The sequence below is a fragment of the Alloalcanivorax marinus genome (assembly GCF_016906305.1).
GTDB classification, from domain to species: Bacteria; Pseudomonadota; Gammaproteobacteria; order Pseudomonadales; family Alcanivoracaceae; genus Alloalcanivorax; species Alloalcanivorax marinus.
Genome location: NZ_JADDOL010000002.1, coordinates 53,680 through 70,551, shown reverse-complemented (window position 1 = coordinate 70,551; position 16,872 = coordinate 53,680). Strand labels below are relative to the sequence as shown.

At 64.5% G+C, this 16,872-nt stretch carries 15 protein-coding genes; 7 read left to right on the top strand and 8 right to left on the bottom strand.

The window, feature by feature from the left end:
• The first annotated feature begins 17 nt into the window (after positions 1-17).
• Both ftsZ and lpxC read left to right on the top strand, forming a co-directional pair.
• Positions 18-1,181, top strand: a complete 1,164-nt coding sequence (ftsZ, locus tag IM760_RS01910; protein WP_204426876.1) for a cell division protein FtsZ — start codon at positions 18-20, stop codon at positions 1,179-1,181.
• A gap of 108 nt (positions 1,182-1,289) precedes the next feature.
• Entirely contained in the window at positions 1,290-2,204 is a 915-nt protein-coding gene (lpxC, locus tag IM760_RS01905) for a UDP-3-O-acyl-N-acetylglucosamine deacetylase (RefSeq protein WP_204426875.1), read from the top strand.
• A gap of 83 nt (positions 2,205-2,287) precedes the next feature.
• On the opposite strand, the gene IM760_RS01900 is transcribed toward lpxC, so the two are convergent.
• Positions 2,288-2,746 (bottom strand): hypothetical protein, encoded by a 459-nt coding sequence (locus tag IM760_RS01900; RefSeq protein ID WP_204426874.1) that lies wholly within the window; start codon positions 2,744-2,746, stop codon positions 2,288-2,290.
• 197 nt (positions 2,747-2,943) lie between these two features.
• Between IM760_RS01900 and IM760_RS01895 the strand changes: the two genes are divergently transcribed.
• The 4 genes from IM760_RS01895 to IM760_RS01880 all read left to right on the top strand — a co-directional run bounded on the left by IM760_RS01895 (position 2,944) and on the right by IM760_RS01880 (position 8,904).
• A complete protein-coding gene (locus IM760_RS01895; RefSeq protein ID WP_204426873.1) occupies positions 2,944-3,870 on the top strand; it encodes a M23 family metallopeptidase in 927 nt (308 codons plus the stop codon).
• A gap of 154 nt (positions 3,871-4,024) precedes the next feature.
• Positions 4,025-6,754 (top strand): preprotein translocase subunit SecA, encoded by a 2,730-nt coding sequence (secA, locus tag IM760_RS01890; RefSeq protein ID WP_204426872.1) that lies wholly within the window; start codon positions 4,025-4,027, stop codon positions 6,752-6,754.
• Position 6,755: 1 nt separating this feature from the next.
• Positions 6,756-7,958: a bifunctional glutamate N-acetyltransferase/amino-acid acetyltransferase ArgJ gene (gene argJ / locus IM760_RS01885; protein WP_204426871.1), complete on the top strand. Its 1,203-nt coding sequence runs from the start codon at positions 6,756-6,758 to the stop codon at positions 7,956-7,958.
• 4 nt (positions 7,959-7,962) lie between these two features.
• Positions 7,963-8,904: a Nudix family hydrolase gene (locus IM760_RS01880; RefSeq protein WP_204426870.1), complete on the top strand. Its 942-nt coding sequence runs from the start codon at positions 7,963-7,965 to the stop codon at positions 8,902-8,904.
• A gap of 20 nt (positions 8,905-8,924) precedes the next feature.
• Here IM760_RS01880 and IM760_RS01875 read toward each other — a convergent pair whose 3' ends face one another.
• The 5 genes from IM760_RS01875 to pilB all read right to left on the bottom strand — a co-directional run bounded on the left by IM760_RS01875 (position 8,925) and on the right by pilB (position 13,668).
• A complete protein-coding gene (locus IM760_RS01875) occupies positions 8,925-9,116 on the bottom strand; it encodes a DNA gyrase inhibitor YacG (RefSeq protein ID WP_204426869.1) in 192 nt (63 codons plus the stop codon).
• Positions 9,106-9,711: a dephospho-CoA kinase gene (coaE, locus tag IM760_RS01870; protein WP_204426868.1), complete on the bottom strand. Its 606-nt coding sequence runs from the start codon at positions 9,709-9,711 to the stop codon at positions 9,106-9,108. Before coaE ends, IM760_RS01875 begins: the two co-directional genes overlap by 11 nt.
• A 117-nt stretch (positions 9,712-9,828) precedes the next feature.
• Positions 9,829-10,698 (bottom strand): prepilin peptidase, encoded by an 870-nt coding sequence (locus IM760_RS01865; protein ID WP_204426867.1) that lies wholly within the window; start codon positions 10,696-10,698, stop codon positions 9,829-9,831.
• A 3-nt stretch (positions 10,699-10,701) separates the two neighbouring features.
• Positions 10,702-11,928 carry a type II secretion system F family protein gene (locus IM760_RS01860; RefSeq protein WP_204426866.1) on the bottom strand — a complete coding sequence of 409 codons (1,227 nt, stop codon included), beginning with the start codon at positions 11,926-11,928 and terminating at the stop codon, positions 10,702-10,704.
• 21 nt (positions 11,929-11,949) lie between these two features.
• Positions 11,950-13,668 (bottom strand): type IV-A pilus assembly ATPase PilB, encoded by a 1,719-nt coding sequence (gene pilB / locus IM760_RS01855; protein ID WP_204426865.1) that lies wholly within the window; start codon positions 13,666-13,668, stop codon positions 11,950-11,952.
• A gap of 330 nt (positions 13,669-13,998) precedes the next feature.
• Here pilB and IM760_RS01850 point away from each other — a divergent pair, with 330 nt between their 5' ends.
• Positions 13,999-14,451, top strand: a complete 453-nt coding sequence (locus tag IM760_RS01850; RefSeq protein WP_204426864.1) for a pilin — start codon at positions 13,999-14,001, stop codon at positions 14,449-14,451.
• Positions 14,452-14,992: 541 nt separating this feature from the next.
• Here the strand turns inward: IM760_RS01850 and IM760_RS01845 are convergent.
• Both IM760_RS01845 and IM760_RS01840 read right to left on the bottom strand, forming a co-directional pair.
• Positions 14,993-16,345, bottom strand: a complete 1,353-nt coding sequence (locus IM760_RS01845; protein ID WP_204426863.1) for a Fic family protein — start codon at positions 16,343-16,345, stop codon at positions 14,993-14,995.
• A gap of 80 nt (positions 16,346-16,425) precedes the next feature.
• A complete protein-coding gene (locus tag IM760_RS01840) occupies positions 16,426-16,800 on the bottom strand; it encodes a glycine zipper family protein (RefSeq protein WP_204426862.1) in 375 nt (124 codons plus the stop codon).
• Between the last annotated feature and the right edge of the window lie 72 nt (positions 16,801-16,872).

The following is a 16,872-nucleotide window of genomic DNA, read 5'->3' as shown; positions in this document are numbered from 1 at the left end:
TTAACGGGAGATCAACCATGCAATTCAAACTTGAAGATTCCGTACCCCATGGCGCGGTCATCAAAGTAGTGGGCGTCGGTGGCGGCGGCGGCAACGCCGTGGACCACATGGTGCGTTCCAATGTGGAAGGCGTGGATTTCATCTGCGCCAACACCGATGCGCAGGCACTGCGCAATTCCTCGGCCAAGACCGTGATCCAGCTCGGCAGCCAGGTCACCAAGGGCCTGGGCGCCGGCGCCAATCCGGACATCGGCCGGCAGTCCGCTCTGGAAGACCGTGAGCGCATCGCCGAACTGCTGGACGGCGCCGACATGGTGTTCGTCACCGCCGGCATGGGCGGCGGCACCGGCACCGGCGCGGCGCCGGTGGTGGCCGAGATCGCCAAGGAACTGGGCATCCTCACCGTGGCGGTGGTCACCAAGCCGTTCCCGTTCGAGGGTAAGAAGCGCATGCGCTCCGCCCAGGAAGGCATCGAGGCGCTCAAGGAGCACGTGCACTCGCTGATCACCATCCCCAACGAGAAGCTGCAGTCCGTGCTGGGCGGCTCCACCACCCTGCTGGACGCCTTCAAGGCGGCCAACGAGGTGCTGCAAGGCGCGGTCAAGGGCATCGCCGATCTGATCGTGCGCCCGGGCATGATCAACGTGGATTTCGCCGACGTGCGCACCGTGATGAGCGAAATGGGCACCGCGATGATGGGCACCGGCATCGCCAGCGGCGACAACCGGGCGGCGGAAGCGGCCCAGGCGGCGATTTCCAGCCCGCTGCTGGAAGACGTGGACCTGCGCGGCGCTCGCGGCATCCTGATCAACATCACCGCCAACGAGTCCATCGCCCTGGACGAGTTCTCCGAGGTGGGGGACATCGTCAGCGAGCTGGCCAGCGAAGACGCCAATGTGATCATCGGCACGGCCATCGACCCGGATATGGGCGACAATATCAGCGTCACCGTGGTCGCCACCGGCCTGGGCGCCGCCCAGCAGGAACTGAAGGTGGTGCGCGGGCGTCAAACCCCCGTGGGTGCCGACGGTCGGGTGGACTACAACGACCTGGATCGTCCCGCCGTGGAGCGCAAACGGGCCCAGCAGCAGGCCGCCGGTGGTGGCCGGCAGGCGGTCAACACCGCGGAAGACCTGGATTTCATCGATATTCCGACCTTCCTCCGCCGTCAGGCTGACTGACGGCGGCGGATACGTGGTGCGCAAAAGGGAATTTTGTTATGATCGCCCCCTTATTTGCGTTGAGGATGGCTGTATCCTTAGCGGATACCGGAATTTTGTGACGGATCAATGATCAGACAACGAACCCTCAAGAACGTGATCCGCGCCACCGGCGTGGGCCTGCACACCGGCGAAAAGGTTTATCTGACGGTACGGCCGGCGCCGGTCGACACCGGCATCGTGTTCCGTCGTGTGGACCTGGATCCGGTGGTGGAGATCGCCGCCGGCGCCGAGAACGTGGGCGAAACCACCCTGTCCACCACCCTGGTGAAGGATGGTGTCAAGGTGGGCACCGTGGAGCACCTGCTCTCGGCCATGGCCGGTCTGGGCATCGACAACGCCTACGTGGAGTTGTCGGCGCCGGAAGTACCGATCATGGACGGCAGCGCCGGGCCCTTCGTGTTCCTGCTGCAGTCCGCCGGCATCAAGGAGCAGGAAGCCGCCAAGAAGTTCATCCGCATCAAGAAGGAAGTCACCGTCCGCGAGCAGGACAAAGTGGCCACCTTCGTGCCGTTCGATGGCTTCAAGGTGACTTTCTCGATCGACTTTGATCACCCGGTGTTCGAGGAACGCAGCCAGCTGGCCAGCATCGACTTTTCCTCCACGTCCTTCGTGAAGGAAGTGGCGCGCGCCCGGACCTTCGGGTTCATGCGCGACATCGAGTTCCTGCGCAGCCAGAACCTGGCCCTCGGCGGCAGCGTCGACAACGCCATCGTGGTGGATGAGTTCCGCATCCTCAACGAGGACGGTCTGCGTTACGACGACGAATTCGTCAAGCACAAGATGCTGGACGCCATCGGCGACCTGTATCAGCTGGGCCACAGCCTGATCGGCGAGTTCGTGGGTCACAAATCCGGCCATGCCCTCAACAATGCCCTCCTGCGTGAGCTGCTCAAGCAGGAAGACGCCTGGGAACTGGTCACGTTCGAGGACGCGGACACCGCGCCGATCTCCTACGTGAAGCCGATCATGGCCGCGGAGTAACCCTCCGCGCCCCACGCACACCGTGACGGATCACGGTGGTTGCCTCCCTGTGCGCCCCGGTCGTCTCCCGCGACCGGGGCGTTTTACGTTTCGCCGCCGGGCCCGGCCCGGCCCGCCAGCCGGCGCAGCGACGCCGCCAGGTCCGGATCGTCGATGTAGTCCGCCGCCTGCCGCAGGTGGGTGGCGCTGTGGGCGTCCAGGGTGGGCCCGGGCGCGGCGGGCGCCTTGCCCGGCGCGGCGGCGCCCAGCTCCCGCCGGCCGGTGACTACGATCTTGAGCGCCTGGCCGGAGGGCAGGGCGCGTTCCAGGCGCGGCAGATGGAAGCGCAGCAGCTGGGCGGTGGCGCTGGTTTCCACCAGGGCCAGCCAGCGTTGTTCCTCCTGCACCAGCCGTACCCGGTCGCGCAGGGCCGGCGGCAGGCAATCCCGGGGATCGCCATGGGTGTCCCCGCCACGCCCGCGGGCGGCCCGCGCCAGCCGCTTGAGCACCGGATGGGCGTGGATCAGACCCTGGAGTTCGTCGGGCAGGGTTTTCTTGCTCATGCCTTTTCCTTACGCTACCCTGCGATTGTAAAAAATCATTTAAGGCACCTTTGTTTCACCCTCCGGGGGGCGCTTCACGGCCAAGGATCTGCCCGGGCGAGCCAGCGGCACGCCCGTCATGGCGCGTTTTTGAACCCATTTTCCCGGAGCCGGTCGGAGCACAGGTTCCGCGAGTGAAGAGGTCGTTCGCCGTTGCCATGAACATCATATTGTTGAACAGCAAGCGGGGCCACTCCCGCACCCTGTCGGTACCCCGCCACCTGCCGGTGATTCTGCTGGCGGTGCTGATGGTGGTGCCGGTGCTGGTCGGTGTCGGCGCCTACTGGGTCAGCTACCGTTGGGCCCCGCCGTCCTACACCGACGCGGTGGCCGCCCGCTTCCAGGACCATCTGGACGCCCAGGCCCACGAAGTCTCCGAGCTGAAGCGGCTCAGCGAAGAGCAGATCCGCGCCCTGACCCTGAAGCTGGCCGACGCCCAGGCCCGGCTGACCCGCCTGGATGCACTCGGCGAGCGGCTGGTGGACGTGGCCGGCATCGACAGCGAGGAGTTCGATTTCGGTGGCGGCATGGCGGTGGGCGGCCCGGAAACCGAGGAGGGCAGTGCCTTCACGCCGCCGTCCTTCCTGGAAGAGCTGAGCGCGCTCACCGAGACCCTGGAGCGCCGTGAGCAGCAGCTGAACATTCTGGAAAACCTGCTCGCCGACCGGCATCTGGAAAGCGAGACCTTCCTGGCCGGCCGGCCCATCGTGCACGGCTGGATGTCCAGCCGCTTCGGCCGCCGCGCCGACCCCTTCAGCGGCAAGCTGGCCTGGCACGGCGGCGTGGACTTCGCCGGCAAGGACGGCTCCGATGTGGTGGCCACCGCCGCCGGCGTGGTCACTTTCGCCGGCGAGCGCACCGGCTACGGCAAGCTGGTGGAAATCAACCATGGCAACGGCATCAGCACCCGCTATGGCCACGCCAAGGAAGTCCGCGTGAACGTGGGCGACATCGTGCGCACCGGCGACGTGGTGGCCCTGATGGGCTCCACCGGCCGCTCCACCGGTCCCCATGTGCACTACGAAGTACTCAAGGACGGCCGCCAGGTCAATCCGCACCCCTATATTTACCGCGCCCGTCGCTAAAACCCGACAGTAGGAGCGGCCGTTCCGCCGCGCTCGCGGCCGAACGGCCGCTCCTACCGCTTGAATAGTCGCCCCCCGCACCTTATCTCCCTGGTCTATTGTGTTTAGAATGGCTTCTTTTCGCCCTACCCATTGATATAAGAACGGACGTTTCATGCTGGCTACCATCGTCAAGACAGTCTTCGGGACCAAGAACGACCGCGAGCTCAAGCGGATCCGCCGTGTGGTGTCGGCGGTCAACGCCCGCGCCGACGAGATCGCGCAACTGGACGACGCGGCGCTGCGGGCCAAAACCGCCGAGCTGAAAGCCGCCCACGCCGAAGGCAAGACCCTGGACGAATTGCTGCCGGAAGCGTTCGCGGTGTGTCGCGAAGCCGCCACCCGGGTGATGGGCATGCGTCATTTCGACGTGCAGCTGATGGGGGGCATCGCGCTGCACGAGGGCCGCATCGCGGAGATGCGCACCGGGGAAGGTAAAACCCTGACCGCCACCCTGCCCACCTACCTGAACGCGCTGACCGGCAGCGGCGTGCACGTGGTCACGGTGAACGATTACCTGGCCGAGCGGGACGCCAACTGGATGCGCCCGCTCTACGAGTTCCTGGGCCTGAGCGTGGGGGTGATCTTCTCCCAGCAGCCCCAGGAGCAGAAGCGCGAAGCCTACGCCTGTGACGTGACCTACGGCACCAACAACGAATTCGGTTTCGATTATCTGCGCGACAACATGGCCTTCCGCCTGGAAGATCGGGTGCAGCGGCCGCTTTATTACGCCATCGTCGACGAAGTGGACTCGATCCTGATCGATGAAGCGCGCACGCCGCTGATCATTTCCGGCCCGGCGGCGGACTCCTCCGAGCTGTACAAACAGATGAACGTGCTGATCCCCCGGCTGAAGGCGCAGACTGAGGAGGACGAAGGCCACTATTTCATCGATGAGAAGCAGCGCCAGGTGGAGCTCACCGAGGAAGGCCACCAGCTGATCGAATCCCTGCTGGTGGAAAACAAGCTGCTGGAGGAGGGCGAAAGCCTCTACGCCGCCCACAATCTGACCCTGCTCCACCATGTGCACGCCGCGCTCAAGGCCCACGCGCTGTTCCATAAGGACCGCGAATACGTGGTGCAGAACGGCCAGATCGTCATTGTCGACGAGCACACCGGCCGCACCATGCCCGGCCGCCGCTGGTCCGAGGGCATCCACCAGGCGGTGGAAGCCAAGGAAGGGGTACGCATCCAGCAGGAAAACCAGACTCTGGCTTCCACCACCTTCCAGAACTATTTCCGCCTCTACGAAAAGCTGGCCGGTATGACCGGTACCGCCGACACCGAGGCGGTGGAGTTCCGCCAGATCTACGGTATGGACGTGGTGGTGATCCCCACCAACCGGCCCATGGTCCGCAAGGACGCCAACGACCTGGTCTACCTGACCCTGCAGGAAAAATTCGACGCCATCGTGGAAGCGGTGCGTGACTGCGTGGAGCGGGGCGCGCCGGTGCTGGTGGGGACCGCCACCATCGAGGCCTCCGAATACCTGGCCCAGCGGCTCACCCAGGAAAAGATCAAGCACCAGGTGCTCAACGCCAAGCAGCACCAGCGTGAAGCGCAGATCATCGCCCAGGCCGGCCGGCCGGGCACCGTGACCATCGCCACCAACATGGCCGGCCGCGGCACCGACATCATGCTCGGCGGCAACGCCGAGGAAGAAATCAAGCACATGGACGAGCCCTCCGAGGAACTGGCGGAAAAGATCCGCTCCGAATGGGAGGAGAACCACAAGAAGGTGCTGGAGGCCGGCGGCCTGCACATCATCGGCACCGAGCGCCACGAATCCCGCCGTATCGACAATCAGCTGCGGGGCCGCGCCGGTCGCCAGGGCGACCCGGGTTACACCCGCTTCTTCCTGTCCATGGAAGACGACCTGATGCGTATTTTCGCCTCCGACCGGGTGCGCAACATGATGCGCTCACTGGGTCTCAAGGACGGTGAAGCCATCGAGCACCGCTGGGTGACCCGTGCCATCGAGAACGCCCAGCGCAAGGTGGAGGCGCGCAACTTCGACATCCGCAAGAACCTGCTGGAATACGACAACGTGGCCAACGACCAGCGCAAGGTGGTCTACAGCCAGCGCGAGCAGATTCTGGAAAGCGAGGACCTGGCGTCCTCGGTGGAAAGCATCCGCCGCGACGTGGTGCCGGAAGTGGTGCACAGCCATATGCCGCCGGGGTCCGTGGAAGACCAGTGGGACGCGGAGGGCCTGGAAAAGACCCTGTACGCCGAGTACGGCTGCGACGTGCCGATCCAGCGTTGGCTGGAAGAGGACAAGGGCCTGCACATCGAGGGCATCACCGAGCGTGTCATCGAACAGCTGGAGGCCCAGTACGAGCGCAAGCGCGCCGAGATCGGCCCGGACACCCTGCGCCAGATCGAGAAGCACCTGATGCTGCAGATTCTCGACCGGCACTGGAAGGAACATCTGGCCAGCATGGACCACCTGCGGCAGGGCATTCACCTGCGCGGCTACGCGCAGAAGAACCCCAAGCAGGAGTACAAGAAGGAAGCCTTCGAGCTGTTCCAGACCATGCTCAACCAGATCCAGCATGAGCTGATCCGCGTGGTGCACAGCTTCGAGGTGCGCCGCGACGACGAGGTGGAGCGTCTGGAAGCGCAGCGCCGCGAGGAAGCCCGCGAGCAGGCGGAAAAAATGAACGCCCGCCAGGAGCAGCTGGCGGCGCCGAGCGCCGACGGCGCCGCGCCGGCGGCGGCCCCGGAGGGGGGCGAAGCGCCGCGCACGGTGGTGCGCGAAGGCCGCAAGATCGGCCGCAACGAGCCCTGCCCCTGTGGCTCCGGCAAGAAGTACAAGCACTGCCACGGCAAGCTGGAATCCTGATATGACACAGACGCAATGGTTTCCGGTGGCCGGGGTCAAGCTGGCCGCCATCGAAGCGGGCATCAAGAAGGCCAATCGCAAGGACCTGGTGGTGATCGAGCTGGCCGAGGGCGGCCGCGCCGCCGGTGTGTTCACCACCAATCGCTTCCAGGCGGCGCCGGTGCAGGTGGCCCGCCGCAATCTTCAGCAGAGCGCGCCGCGCTACCTGATGATCAACACCGGCTACGCCAACGCCGGCACCGGCGACAAGGGCTTCGCCTATTGCGAGGAAACCTGCCTGCTGCTGTCCGAACTGGCCCATTGCGCGCCCTCGGAAGTGCTGCCGTTCTCCACCGGCGTGATCGGCCAGACCTTCCCCATGAAACCCTTCGAGGAAGGGCTGCCGCGGGCCCTGGAAAGCCTGGATGAGCACGGCTGGGGCCGCGCCGCGGAAGGCATCATGACCACCGACACGGTGCCGAAAGTGGCCAGCCGCCGCGTCGAGCTGGACGGCAAAACCGTGACCATCACCGGCATGGCCAAGGGCGCCGGCATGATCAAGCCGAACATGGCCACCATGCTCGGCTTTATCGCCACCGACGCCGCCGTGGCACAGCCGCTGCTGGACCAGTGGGTGAAGCGGCTGGCGGACGCCTCCTTCAACCGCATCACCGTGGACGGCGACACCTCCACCAACGACGCCTGCCTGCTGATCGCCTCCGGCCGTGCCGAGGTGGCCATCGACGACGGCGATTCCCGCCCGGCGGCGCTGCTCTACGAGGCCCTGGAAGCGGTGTTCGTGGAACTGGCCCAGGCGCTGATCCGTGACGCCGAGGGCGCCAGCAAGTTCGTCTCCATCGAAGTGGCCGGCGCGCGCAGCGACCGGGACGCCCAGATCGTGGCGGAGACCATCGGCCATTCGCCGCTGGTGAAGACCGCGCTGTTCGCCTCCGATCCCAACTGGGGCCGGATTCTGGCCGCCGTGGGCCGCGCGCCCATCGACGCCCTGGAGGTGGAGAAGGTGGCGGTGTGGCTGGACGATGTGCAGATCGTCGCCGAAGGCGGCGTGGCCGACAGCTACACCGAGGAGCAGGGCGCGCGGGTAATGGCCCGCCCGGACATCACCATCCGCGTGGACCTGGGCGCCGGCGAAGGCCGTGGCCAGGTCTGGACCTGCGACTTCAGCTACGACTACGTGAAAATCAACGCCGAATACCGCACCTGATCCGATGCCGGCCGCGCCACTGCCTGAAATTGTCGTCGTCGCCGGCATCATCCCGGACGGCGACGACCGTCTCTGCCTGAGCCGCCGTCCCGAGCACAAGCATCAGGGCGGCCTGTGGGAGTTTCCCGGTGGCAAGGTGGAACCCGGTGAGCCGCTGGACCGGGCCCTGGCCCGGGAACTCCACGAGGAGCTGGGCCTGGAGGAGGTGCGCTCCCGTCCCTTCCTGACCGTGCGCCACCGCTACCCGGACCTGCACGTTACCCTGCATTTTCGCGAAGTCACCGCGTTCACCGGTGAGCCTCACGGCCGCGAGGGCCAGCCGGTGGAGTGGGTGCCCCGCAGCGGCCTTTCCGCCCGCGCCTTTCCCGCGGCCAACCGGCCGGTGGCGGTGGCTCTGCAATTGCCGCCGGAGTGGGTGATCCCCCCTGAAACCCTCGACGAAGCCCAGGTGATCGCCGGGCTGTCGCGGCTGGACCCGGCCCGTCAGGGCGTGTATCTGCGTGGCTGGAGCGGCCACCCGGCGGTGGCCGCCGCCTGCCGCGCCCGGGGGCTGCGTTTCTGGATTCGCGATGACGCCGGGGCGGCCCGTCGGGAAGGGGCGTTCGGCCTTCACCTCAGTGGCGAGGGGCTGACGCGGGCGGAACGGGACGGGGCGCCGGGCTTCGATGGCCTGCTGTCGGTGGCCTGCCATGATGCCGCGCAGATCGAGCGGGCCATGGCCCTGGGCGCGGATATGGCCACCCTGTCGCCGGTGCGTGCCACGCCCTCCCATCCGGAAGCGGCGCCTCTGGGCTGGGAAGGCTTCGCCGATCTGATCGCGGGCAACCCGCTGGTGTTCTATGCCCTCGGCGGCGTCGGCCCGGACGACCTGACCACCGCCCGTGCCCACGGTGCCTACGGGGTCGCCGGCATTCGCGGCTTCTGGCCCGCTTGCGTCGATTTGTAGGAGCGGTCGTGGGACCGCTCCTACGACAGATTGTCCAGATCGTCCGTGGGCGCGTCCGGGTCGCCGGCGATGCTGTGCCGCTCCGAGGCCCAATCCCCCAGATCGATCAACTTGCAGCGTTCACTGCAGAACGGCCGCCAGGGGTTGTCGTCCCAGCGCGTGGGTTTCTTGCATTGTGGGCAGGGGTAGGTGCGAGTGGGTTTATCCGCCATGTCGTTCCGCGAGTTTCAGATAGGTTTGGTGCAGCGCTTCCAGGCGCTCATGGAGCAGGGCCAGCGGGCCGTGGTTCTCCACCACGTCGTGGGCCAGGGCGCGCCGTCGCTCGCGCTGCATCTGCGCTTTCATGATCGCCGCCACCTGGGTGTCGGGCACCTGGTCGCGGGCCACGGTGCGGGCCACCTGCACCTCCGGCGGCACATCGATCACCAGAATACGATGCACCATGTCCTTCTGGCTGCCTTCCAGCAGCAGCGGTGACACCAGCACGGTATAGGGGGTGGTGCTGGCGCGGATCTGGCGGTGCAATTCCTCGCCGATGGCGGGGTGGGTGATGGCCTCCAGATCGCGGCGGGCGGCGTCGTCGCTGAACACGATGTCACGCAGGGCACGGCGGTTCAAGGTGCCGTCGGTCTGCAGCACCGGTTCGCCGAACCGGTCGACGATGGCGTCCAGCGCCGGCTGCCCCGGCTCCACCACCCGGCGCGACGCCAGGTCCGCGTCCACCACGGCGATGCCGCGGCCGGCCAGATAATCGGTGGCGGCGGTTTTGCCGCTGCCGATGCCGCCGGTCAGGCCCACTACGAACATAAGCGCTCCTCGGAAAGCGGAAGACGATACAGGAAGCAGGATACAGGATACAGGGGGATCGCGGCTGAAGCCGCTCCTACGCGGGTGTGGTGGGAGCGGCTTCAGCCGCGATAGGCGTTACAGTGCGAACAGCCCGAGATAGCCGCTCACGATTTGCTCGCCCCACAGCAGAGCGATCCAGCCGGCGATGGCCAGGTAGGGGCCGAAGGGAATGCCCTGGCCCCGTTTGACGGCGCCGGTGGCCATCATGGTCAGCGCGAACACCAGCCCCACCACCGACGACAACAGGATCACCAGGGGCAGGTACTGCCAGCCCAGCCAGGCGCCCAGGGCGGCGAGCAGTTTGAAGTCGCCGTAGCCCATGCCTTCCTTGCCGGTGAGCAGCTTGAACACCCAGTACAGGCTCCACAGGGACAGGTAGCCGGCCATGGCGCCGACCACCGCGTCCGCCAGGGTCACCGGCGAAACACCGAGCAGCGCGGCCAACAGACCCGCCCACAGCAGAGGATAGGTGAGATCGTCCGGCAGCAGGGTGGTGTCCAAATCGATCACCGCCAGGGCCAGCAGCGTGAAGCTGGCGTACAGCGTGAACGGCAACCAGATTCCGTAGCCGAATCGCCAGGCGCACAGCGCCGCCACCAGGGCGGTGAGCAGTTCGATGATCGGGTAACGCTTGCTGATGGCGGTGCCGCACTGGCTGCAGCGGCCCTTCAGCGCCAGCCAGCTGAGCACCGGAATGTTTTCGTGCCAGCGGATGCCGTGACCGCAATGCGGGCAGCGCGAGCGCGGCACCACCAGATTGAACACCGGCTCTTCTTCGGCGGGCTGATCCAGCAGCTCCCGGGCCTCCCGCCGCCAGCCGGCTTCCATCATTTTCGGGACCCGATGGATCACCACGTTCAGAAAACTGCCCACCAGCAAGCCGAACAGGGCGGTAACGACGATCAAGGCGGCCGGGTTGGCGGCAAGGTACTGCAAGGGCGTCACGGTCTATACCACGCTGCCGAGTTGGAAGATGGGCAGGTACATGGCGATGATCAGGCCGCCGATCAGCACGCCCAGCACGGACATTATCAGAGGCTCCAGCATGCTGGTCAGGCCGTCCACCATATTGTCCACCTCGTCCTCATAATAGGTGGCCACCTTGGCGAGCATGGCGTCCAGAGAACCGGACTCCTCGCCGATGGCGGTCATCTGCAGGGCCATGGCCGGAAACACCCCGGTGGAGCGCATGGCGAACTGGAGCTGCTGGCCGGTGGCTACGTCGTCCTTCACGCGCAGCACCGCCTTGCGGTAGACCACGTTGCCGGTGGCGCCGGCGCAGGCGTCCAGAGCCTCGATTAAAGGCACACCGGCGGCGAAGGTGGTGGACAGGGTGCGGGCGAAGCGGGCCACCGTGGCCTTATGGGTGATAGGGCCGACGATCGGCAGCCTCAGCAGCAGGCGATCCACCGCATCATGAAAAGATTTTGATCTTTTCCGCCCTTCCACGAAGGCGAAAATCAGACCTGCGCCGATAAACAGAATAGCCAGAAAGTTGGCTTGGAGGCTCTCGGACAAGCCGATCACAAACTGAGTAAAAGCGGGCAGTTCAGCGCCAAAGCTTTGGAACAGCTCCTGAAAAGTGGGTACCACCTTGACCAGCAGAATACCCGTTACGATGATCGCCACCGCAACAACAGCCAGGGGATACTTCACTGCCTTCTTGATCTTGGCTTTCAGGGCTTCTGTTTTCTCTTTATAGAGCGCCACGCGGTCCAGCATGGTCTCCAGGGAGCCGGAGGCTTCCCCGGACTCGATCAGGCTGCAGTAGAGGTCGTCGAACAGGCGCGGTTGTTGGCGCAGGGCGCCGGCGAAATTATTGCCGCCCTCCACGTCCACCTTGAGCTTCATCACCACATCGCGCATGGACGGGTTGTCCAGCCCGTCGGCGACGATCTCGAAAGCCTGCACCAGGGGCACGCCGGCTTTCATCATGGTGGCCATCTGGCGGGTGAACAGGGCGATGTCGATGGGTTTGATCTTTTTCTTGCCACCGAACAGGGACATCTCGCGCTTCTTGACCACCTTCTTGGCGTGAATGCCCTGCTTGCGCAGCTCGGCGCGCACCAGCGCCGGCCCCTTGCCGGACACTTCCCCCTTGACCCTTGAGCCCTTACGGTCGATCCCCTCATAAACGAAGGTGGCCGTCTTTTCCTGTGCCGCGGTTTTTGCCATAGATGTTGCCCCTGCCCCCGATTAATGGCCGCTGGTCACGCGGCTCACCTCCTCGAGGCTGGTGACGCCCTGCATGACCTTGATCAGGCCGGAACGATACAGATCGTTGAACCCTTCCTGGCGGCATTGATCGCCAATCTGGATGGAATTGCCTTCTTCCATGATGATGCGGCTGATGCCGTCGGTGATGCGGACGACTTCGTAGATCCCCACTCGCCCCTTGTAGCCCCCTCTGCATTTATCGCAACCGTCGCTGTGGGGGGCGTAAACAGTAAAGCCGGTTTCCAGGTCGGCGTCCGTGAAACCCATCTCAAGCAGGGATTGCCTGGGCACCGCCACCGGCTCCTTGCAGTGCTCGCAGAGCCGGCGCGCCAACCGCTGGGCGATGATCAGAATCACCGAGGTGGCGATATTGAACGACGGCACGCCCATATTGCGCAGCCGGGTCAGGGTTTCCGGGGCGCTGTTGGTGTGCAGGGTGGAGAGCACCAGGTGGCCGGTCTGCGCCGCCTTGACCGCGATTTCCGCGGTTTCCAGATCGCGAATCTCGCCCACCAGCACCACGTCCGGGTCCTGCCGCAAAAAGGCGCGCAGGGCGGAGGAAAAATCCAGCCCCTGCTTGGGGTTCACGTTGACCTGGTTGACGCCCTCCAGGTTGATTTCCACCGGATCCTCGGCGGTGGAGATGTTGCGCTCCGGCGTATTGAGAATGTTCACGCCGGTATACAGCGATACGGTTTTCCCGGACCCGGTGGGGCCGGTGACCAGGATCATGCCCTGGGGCTTCTGCAGGGCGTCCATGTACATCTGTTTCTGTTCCGGCTCATAGCCGAGGGCGTCGATGCCCATCTTGGCGCTCTCGGGATCCAGGATCCGCAGCACGATTTTCTCGCCGAACAGGGTGGGGCAGGTATTGACCCGGAAGTCGATGGCCCGGGTCTTGGAAATCTTCAGCTTGATGCGGCCGTCCTGGGGTACGCGGCGCTCGGAAATATCCAGGCGCGCCATCACCTTGAGGCGGGCGGCCAGCTTGCTGGCGATGTTCACCGGCGGCTTGGACACGGTCTGCAGGATACCGTCCTGGCGAAACCGCACCCGGTAATTTTTTTCGTAGGGCTCGAAATGCAGGTCCGAGGCGCCGCCCTTGATGGCATCCAGCAACAGTTTATTGACGAAGCGCACGATGGGCGCGTCGTCGGCGCCGGCCGTGTCCTCGCCGCCGGCCTGGGCCGGCGCGGCATCGGCGGTTTCCAGATTGTCCAGATCGTCGTCCAGATTCTCGAACGCCTTGCCTTCCTGCTCCGACTCCACCTGATCGATCCAGCGACGCAGCTTGTCGTCCTCGACGATCACGGTCTCCACGTTGAGGCCGGTGTTGAAGCGGATCTCTTCCAGGGCGGGCAGATTGGTAGGGTCGGACACCGCCACGAACAGCCGGCTGCCGCGGCGCATCAGCGGCAGAATGGTGTGCTTGGTGACCAGCCGGGGGTCGACGATGTCCTTGATGGCGCTGTCGCGGGAAAAGGCATTCAGGTCCACCAGTGGATCGCCGAATTCCTCCGCCGCCGAGCGCGCCACCACCAGGGCGGACACTTTGCCCGCGGCCACCAGATGATGGACCAGCGGTGTTCTGGCCTCGCGGGCCGCCACCGTGGCGGTCTGGGCCGCCTCCATGGACAGGTGGCCTTCCTTTACCAGGCGGCGGGCGAGGCCGCTCAGGGACGATACGGAACTATTCATGGGCCATGGCCGGTCTGATCGGTCTGGTTATGGGAAAAAGGTCTTACCCCCGGCAAGAGATTGGCAGCCTTGCCCGGTGCTGTAAAGAGCGTGGAATCAGACATTTGGCGAACGGAGCTGCGACATTGTCTGAAGCTGACACCCAAGGTCAATAACACTGACAAAGTGTGTCACCCGGTGACAAAAAAAGGCATCCCGAGGGCGCCTTCCCGCCCCGCGATGCCGGACAAATCGGGCGTGAAGGAGTTGGCCCAATAGCTGCATAGAGAGGGCAGGCGCTCGCCTCGGGGGTGGGCACACATAAAAAGTTTCCAGTGTGGAGAGACTGTTATGAAACAAGTGCAGAAGGGTTTTACGCTGATCGAACTGATGATCGTGGTGGCGATCATCGGTATTCTGGCCGCGGTGGCGATCCCGGCTTACCAGGATTATACCCAGCGTACCAAGGTGGCGGGTGCGGTTAGCGGTATTGGCGGCTACAAAACGGCTGTGGCGATGTGTCAGCAAACCGAGGGTACGCTCACCGGCTGCGACTCCGGCACCAACGATATCCCGGCAGCGATCAGCAGCGGCGACGCAGGCGCTACGATTTCCTACGTCGACTCGCTGTCCGTTGCCAACGGTGTGATCAGCATGACCACCACCGCTACCGATTCTTCCGGCAGCAATCTGGCACTGACCATCACTCCGACGCTGCAGGGCGGCACCCTGGACTGGGCCATGAGCGGCACCGGGTGTAGCAGCACCACCGCCGGCCGGGGCATTAACTGCGATAAGAATTAATAGTCTCGTATCAAAGATCTTTATTTTTGATGAGACGCCAAAGACCTTTCCCCGCGGGGAAAGGTCTTTTTTATGCCTTTGAATCGTCAGGGGCATTGAGGTCGGGCCAAGGCTCCCCCCCTGATTTAGTCGCGTTTCTTACTCTCGCTTCGGATGGAGCTCCGAAAGAGCAGGCCAAGGCTGTTGCCTTCGCCAGCGGCCGCTCGGTGGGATACATCAAAAACGACTGAAAATTATCGATAGCCTTGTTCTTCTTTCCAGCGGTGGAGCCCCACCGGCCATAGCCGATATCGCGCGAAAACGCCTCCGTGGAGACGACGTAGTTCTTCGACGGTCAGGTCCGCCGCGTCTCTCGTCAGGTTCTTTTGATCACGCCAGCCAAGGATGTTCAGGGCGCCGTTTCTTATCGCGCATCTGGTCTGGCTGAGAGAGGCAGGGCAGCCGGTCTTCATCGCTTGAGAGTTGAGCGGCTAAAATGGCTGCCAAGGTGGCTGGATTTGTCAGTGCTTGTTCGGCGGAGTAAACCAACGGTGATAACACGCTAACGATAGCCTTGTTCCTCTCTCCAGCGGCGGAACTCCGCCGGCCGCAGGCCATATCGCGCGAGAACGCCTTCGTGGAGACGACGCACTTCTTCGACGATCAGGTCCGCCACATTTCTCCTGTCTTCATCGGAAGCCAGGTCCGCCAGGCTTTGTTCGATCACGTCGAGAGGGTTGCTCTCAGCCTGGAGCACCACCTCCCGGACTGTTTCCTTGATTCTTTGACGCCACATCAGGCGCAGAGGATCTGGCTCCGCCAGATCCCGTTTGATTGCCAGGTATTCCTGTGTGGAACGTTCATAAGCCCAGAGATAGAGGTCGCGAAGAAGTTCGACGCGCGTCAGTTCGTATATCCCCAGTATGGCCCGGCTATAGGCTTGTTCCGGAACGCCCAGAAAGGTGAGCGGACAGAGGTTGGCGCGGATAAGCGGCAGGTTGGCGGCCAGGCGTGAAGTGCGTTTATTGATGTCGGCAAAAGGCTGCAGATAAGGAAGATGCACCATGGAGAAAAAGGATTGCTCGAAGGGGTCTTCGATACGTGCCAGCTTGTCCAGCAGCAAGTCCAGGTCTTCTTCGATGCGGGCCGGGGTGTCCAGCGGACGGTACACGCTTTTGCCAATTTCTACCCGGTGTTGCCGTGGGCGGCCTTCGTCGGCGGGGTTTGGCAGCAAATTTTCCGATAAAGCAGCGTGCAGGTTGAGCAGTGTGTGTCGGTTGAAATCGACCAGATCGGCATTGTCCACCAGCAGTTCGATGGCCGCTTTGTGGTTGAGGATCATCTGGGTTTCGGCGGCGGCTTTTCCGATCGCGGCCTGGCCATGCTCGATAAGCTCCCGGGTGTCCAGACGAGAGTAGGTGTTGCCTTCCAGGTGGCTGGAGGCCCAGGAGAGGTCGATCAGCAGGCGATCCAGGATGGCGCGACCGTAAGTGCCCGCCGGACGCTCGATTTGGCCAGTATCTCCCATGGCATGAAGCTGTCGCCTTACTGGCTCTGGCAGGTAGCGAGTCTTATTGGGCTGATAGGCATCCAGGAATTCTCGCTGGTATCCCACCGGCGCTCGCGCTTCAAGGGGCTGATCCACGTAAGCGAGGATGTCCCGGCTGTCGGCGGACAGGGGGATGTGAGAAGGAAAGCGGTCCGTTTCAGTGTCTTGGGGGGGCGGCGGGATGGCTCTGTAGCGGCGGGCGCGGGCGGCGCCTTCCGCCCGCACTTTATGTTGAGCAACCAGTGCGGATAGCCATCGCTGGAGCGTGCGCCGAGGGACGGTGGGGTGCATCTCCAGGAGCTGGCCGATGCTGAGACCGGCGGGGTGTGATTGGAGGCTTTGATGGATGGCGTCCGGTGAGCTCATATGGCGCGATTTTCCACTTTAGGTGGCGCGATTCTGGCACGAAGCCAAGAACCGCGCCACTTCAATGGCGCGATTCCACCTCAGTTCAAAACCCGGTAACCCCGCCCACGCATGCAATTCTTAAGCACCTGCTGCTTCTCCTGCTGAGCCCCGCCGGCCTTGCTGGCGCCGCCCACCACCGCGCCGCCGCCGGCCATGGTGGCGGCGGTGCCGGAGTTGCCGAAAATGGCGCCGAGCAGGCCGCCGATCACGGCGCCACCCACGGCGCCTTCGGCGGCGTCACGGCCGGTGCCGACCTGGTCGGCGGTGGCCTGGCAGTCGGCCAGATCCTGCTGGTACTGCGCTTCGTCCACGTTCTGTTTGTCGACGATGACGCGGTCGGTGGAGGCGCAGGCGCTGAGCAGCAGGGTGCCGAGGGTCAGCGTGGCGAGAGTACGGGGAAAGGGAGGGCGCATAGTGGGCTCCTTGGCGCGAGGCCGGCCTGGGTCAGGCCCTTATCATAGGAGCTCGCCCGCCGGGCGACCAGC

Coding starts and splice junctions, on each gene's coding strand:
- IM760_RS01880 (WP_204426870.1), top strand. CDS start 7,963: ATGCCGGCCGCGCCACTGCCTGAAATTGTCGTCGTCGCCGGCATCATC.
- ftsZ (WP_204426876.1), top strand. CDS start 18: ATGCAATTCAAACTTGAAGATTCCGTACCCCATGGCGCGGTCATCAAA.
- secA (WP_204426872.1), top strand. CDS start 4,025: ATGCTGGCTACCATCGTCAAGACAGTCTTCGGGACCAAGAACGACCGC.
- IM760_RS01860 (WP_204426866.1), bottom strand. CDS start 11,928: ATGGCAAAAACCGCGGCACAGGAAAAGACGGCCACCTTCGTTTATGAG.
- IM760_RS01850 (WP_204426864.1), top strand. CDS start 13,999: ATGAAACAAGTGCAGAAGGGTTTTACGCTGATCGAACTGATGATCGTG.
- pilB (WP_204426865.1), bottom strand. CDS start 13,668: ATGAATAGTTCCGTATCGTCCCTGAGCGGCCTCGCCCGCCGCCTGGTA.
- IM760_RS01900 (WP_204426874.1), bottom strand. CDS start 2,746: ATGAGCAAGAAAACCCTGCCCGACGAACTCCAGGGTCTGATCCACGCC.
- IM760_RS01840 (WP_204426862.1), bottom strand. CDS start 16,800: ATGCGCCCTCCCTTTCCCCGTACTCTCGCCACGCTGACCCTCGGCACC.
- coaE (WP_204426868.1), bottom strand. CDS start 9,711: ATGTTCGTAGTGGGCCTGACCGGCGGCATCGGCAGCGGCAAAACCGCC.
- IM760_RS01895 (WP_204426873.1), top strand. CDS start 2,944: ATGAACATCATATTGTTGAACAGCAAGCGGGGCCACTCCCGCACCCTG.
- IM760_RS01845 (WP_204426863.1), bottom strand. CDS start 16,345: ATGAGCTCACCGGACGCCATCCATCAAAGCCTCCAATCACACCCCGCC.
- lpxC (WP_204426875.1), top strand. CDS start 1,290: ATGATCAGACAACGAACCCTCAAGAACGTGATCCGCGCCACCGGCGTG.
- argJ (WP_204426871.1), top strand. CDS start 6,756: ATGACACAGACGCAATGGTTTCCGGTGGCCGGGGTCAAGCTGGCCGCC.
- IM760_RS01875 (WP_204426869.1), bottom strand. CDS start 9,116: ATGGCGGATAAACCCACTCGCACCTACCCCTGCCCACAATGCAAGAAA.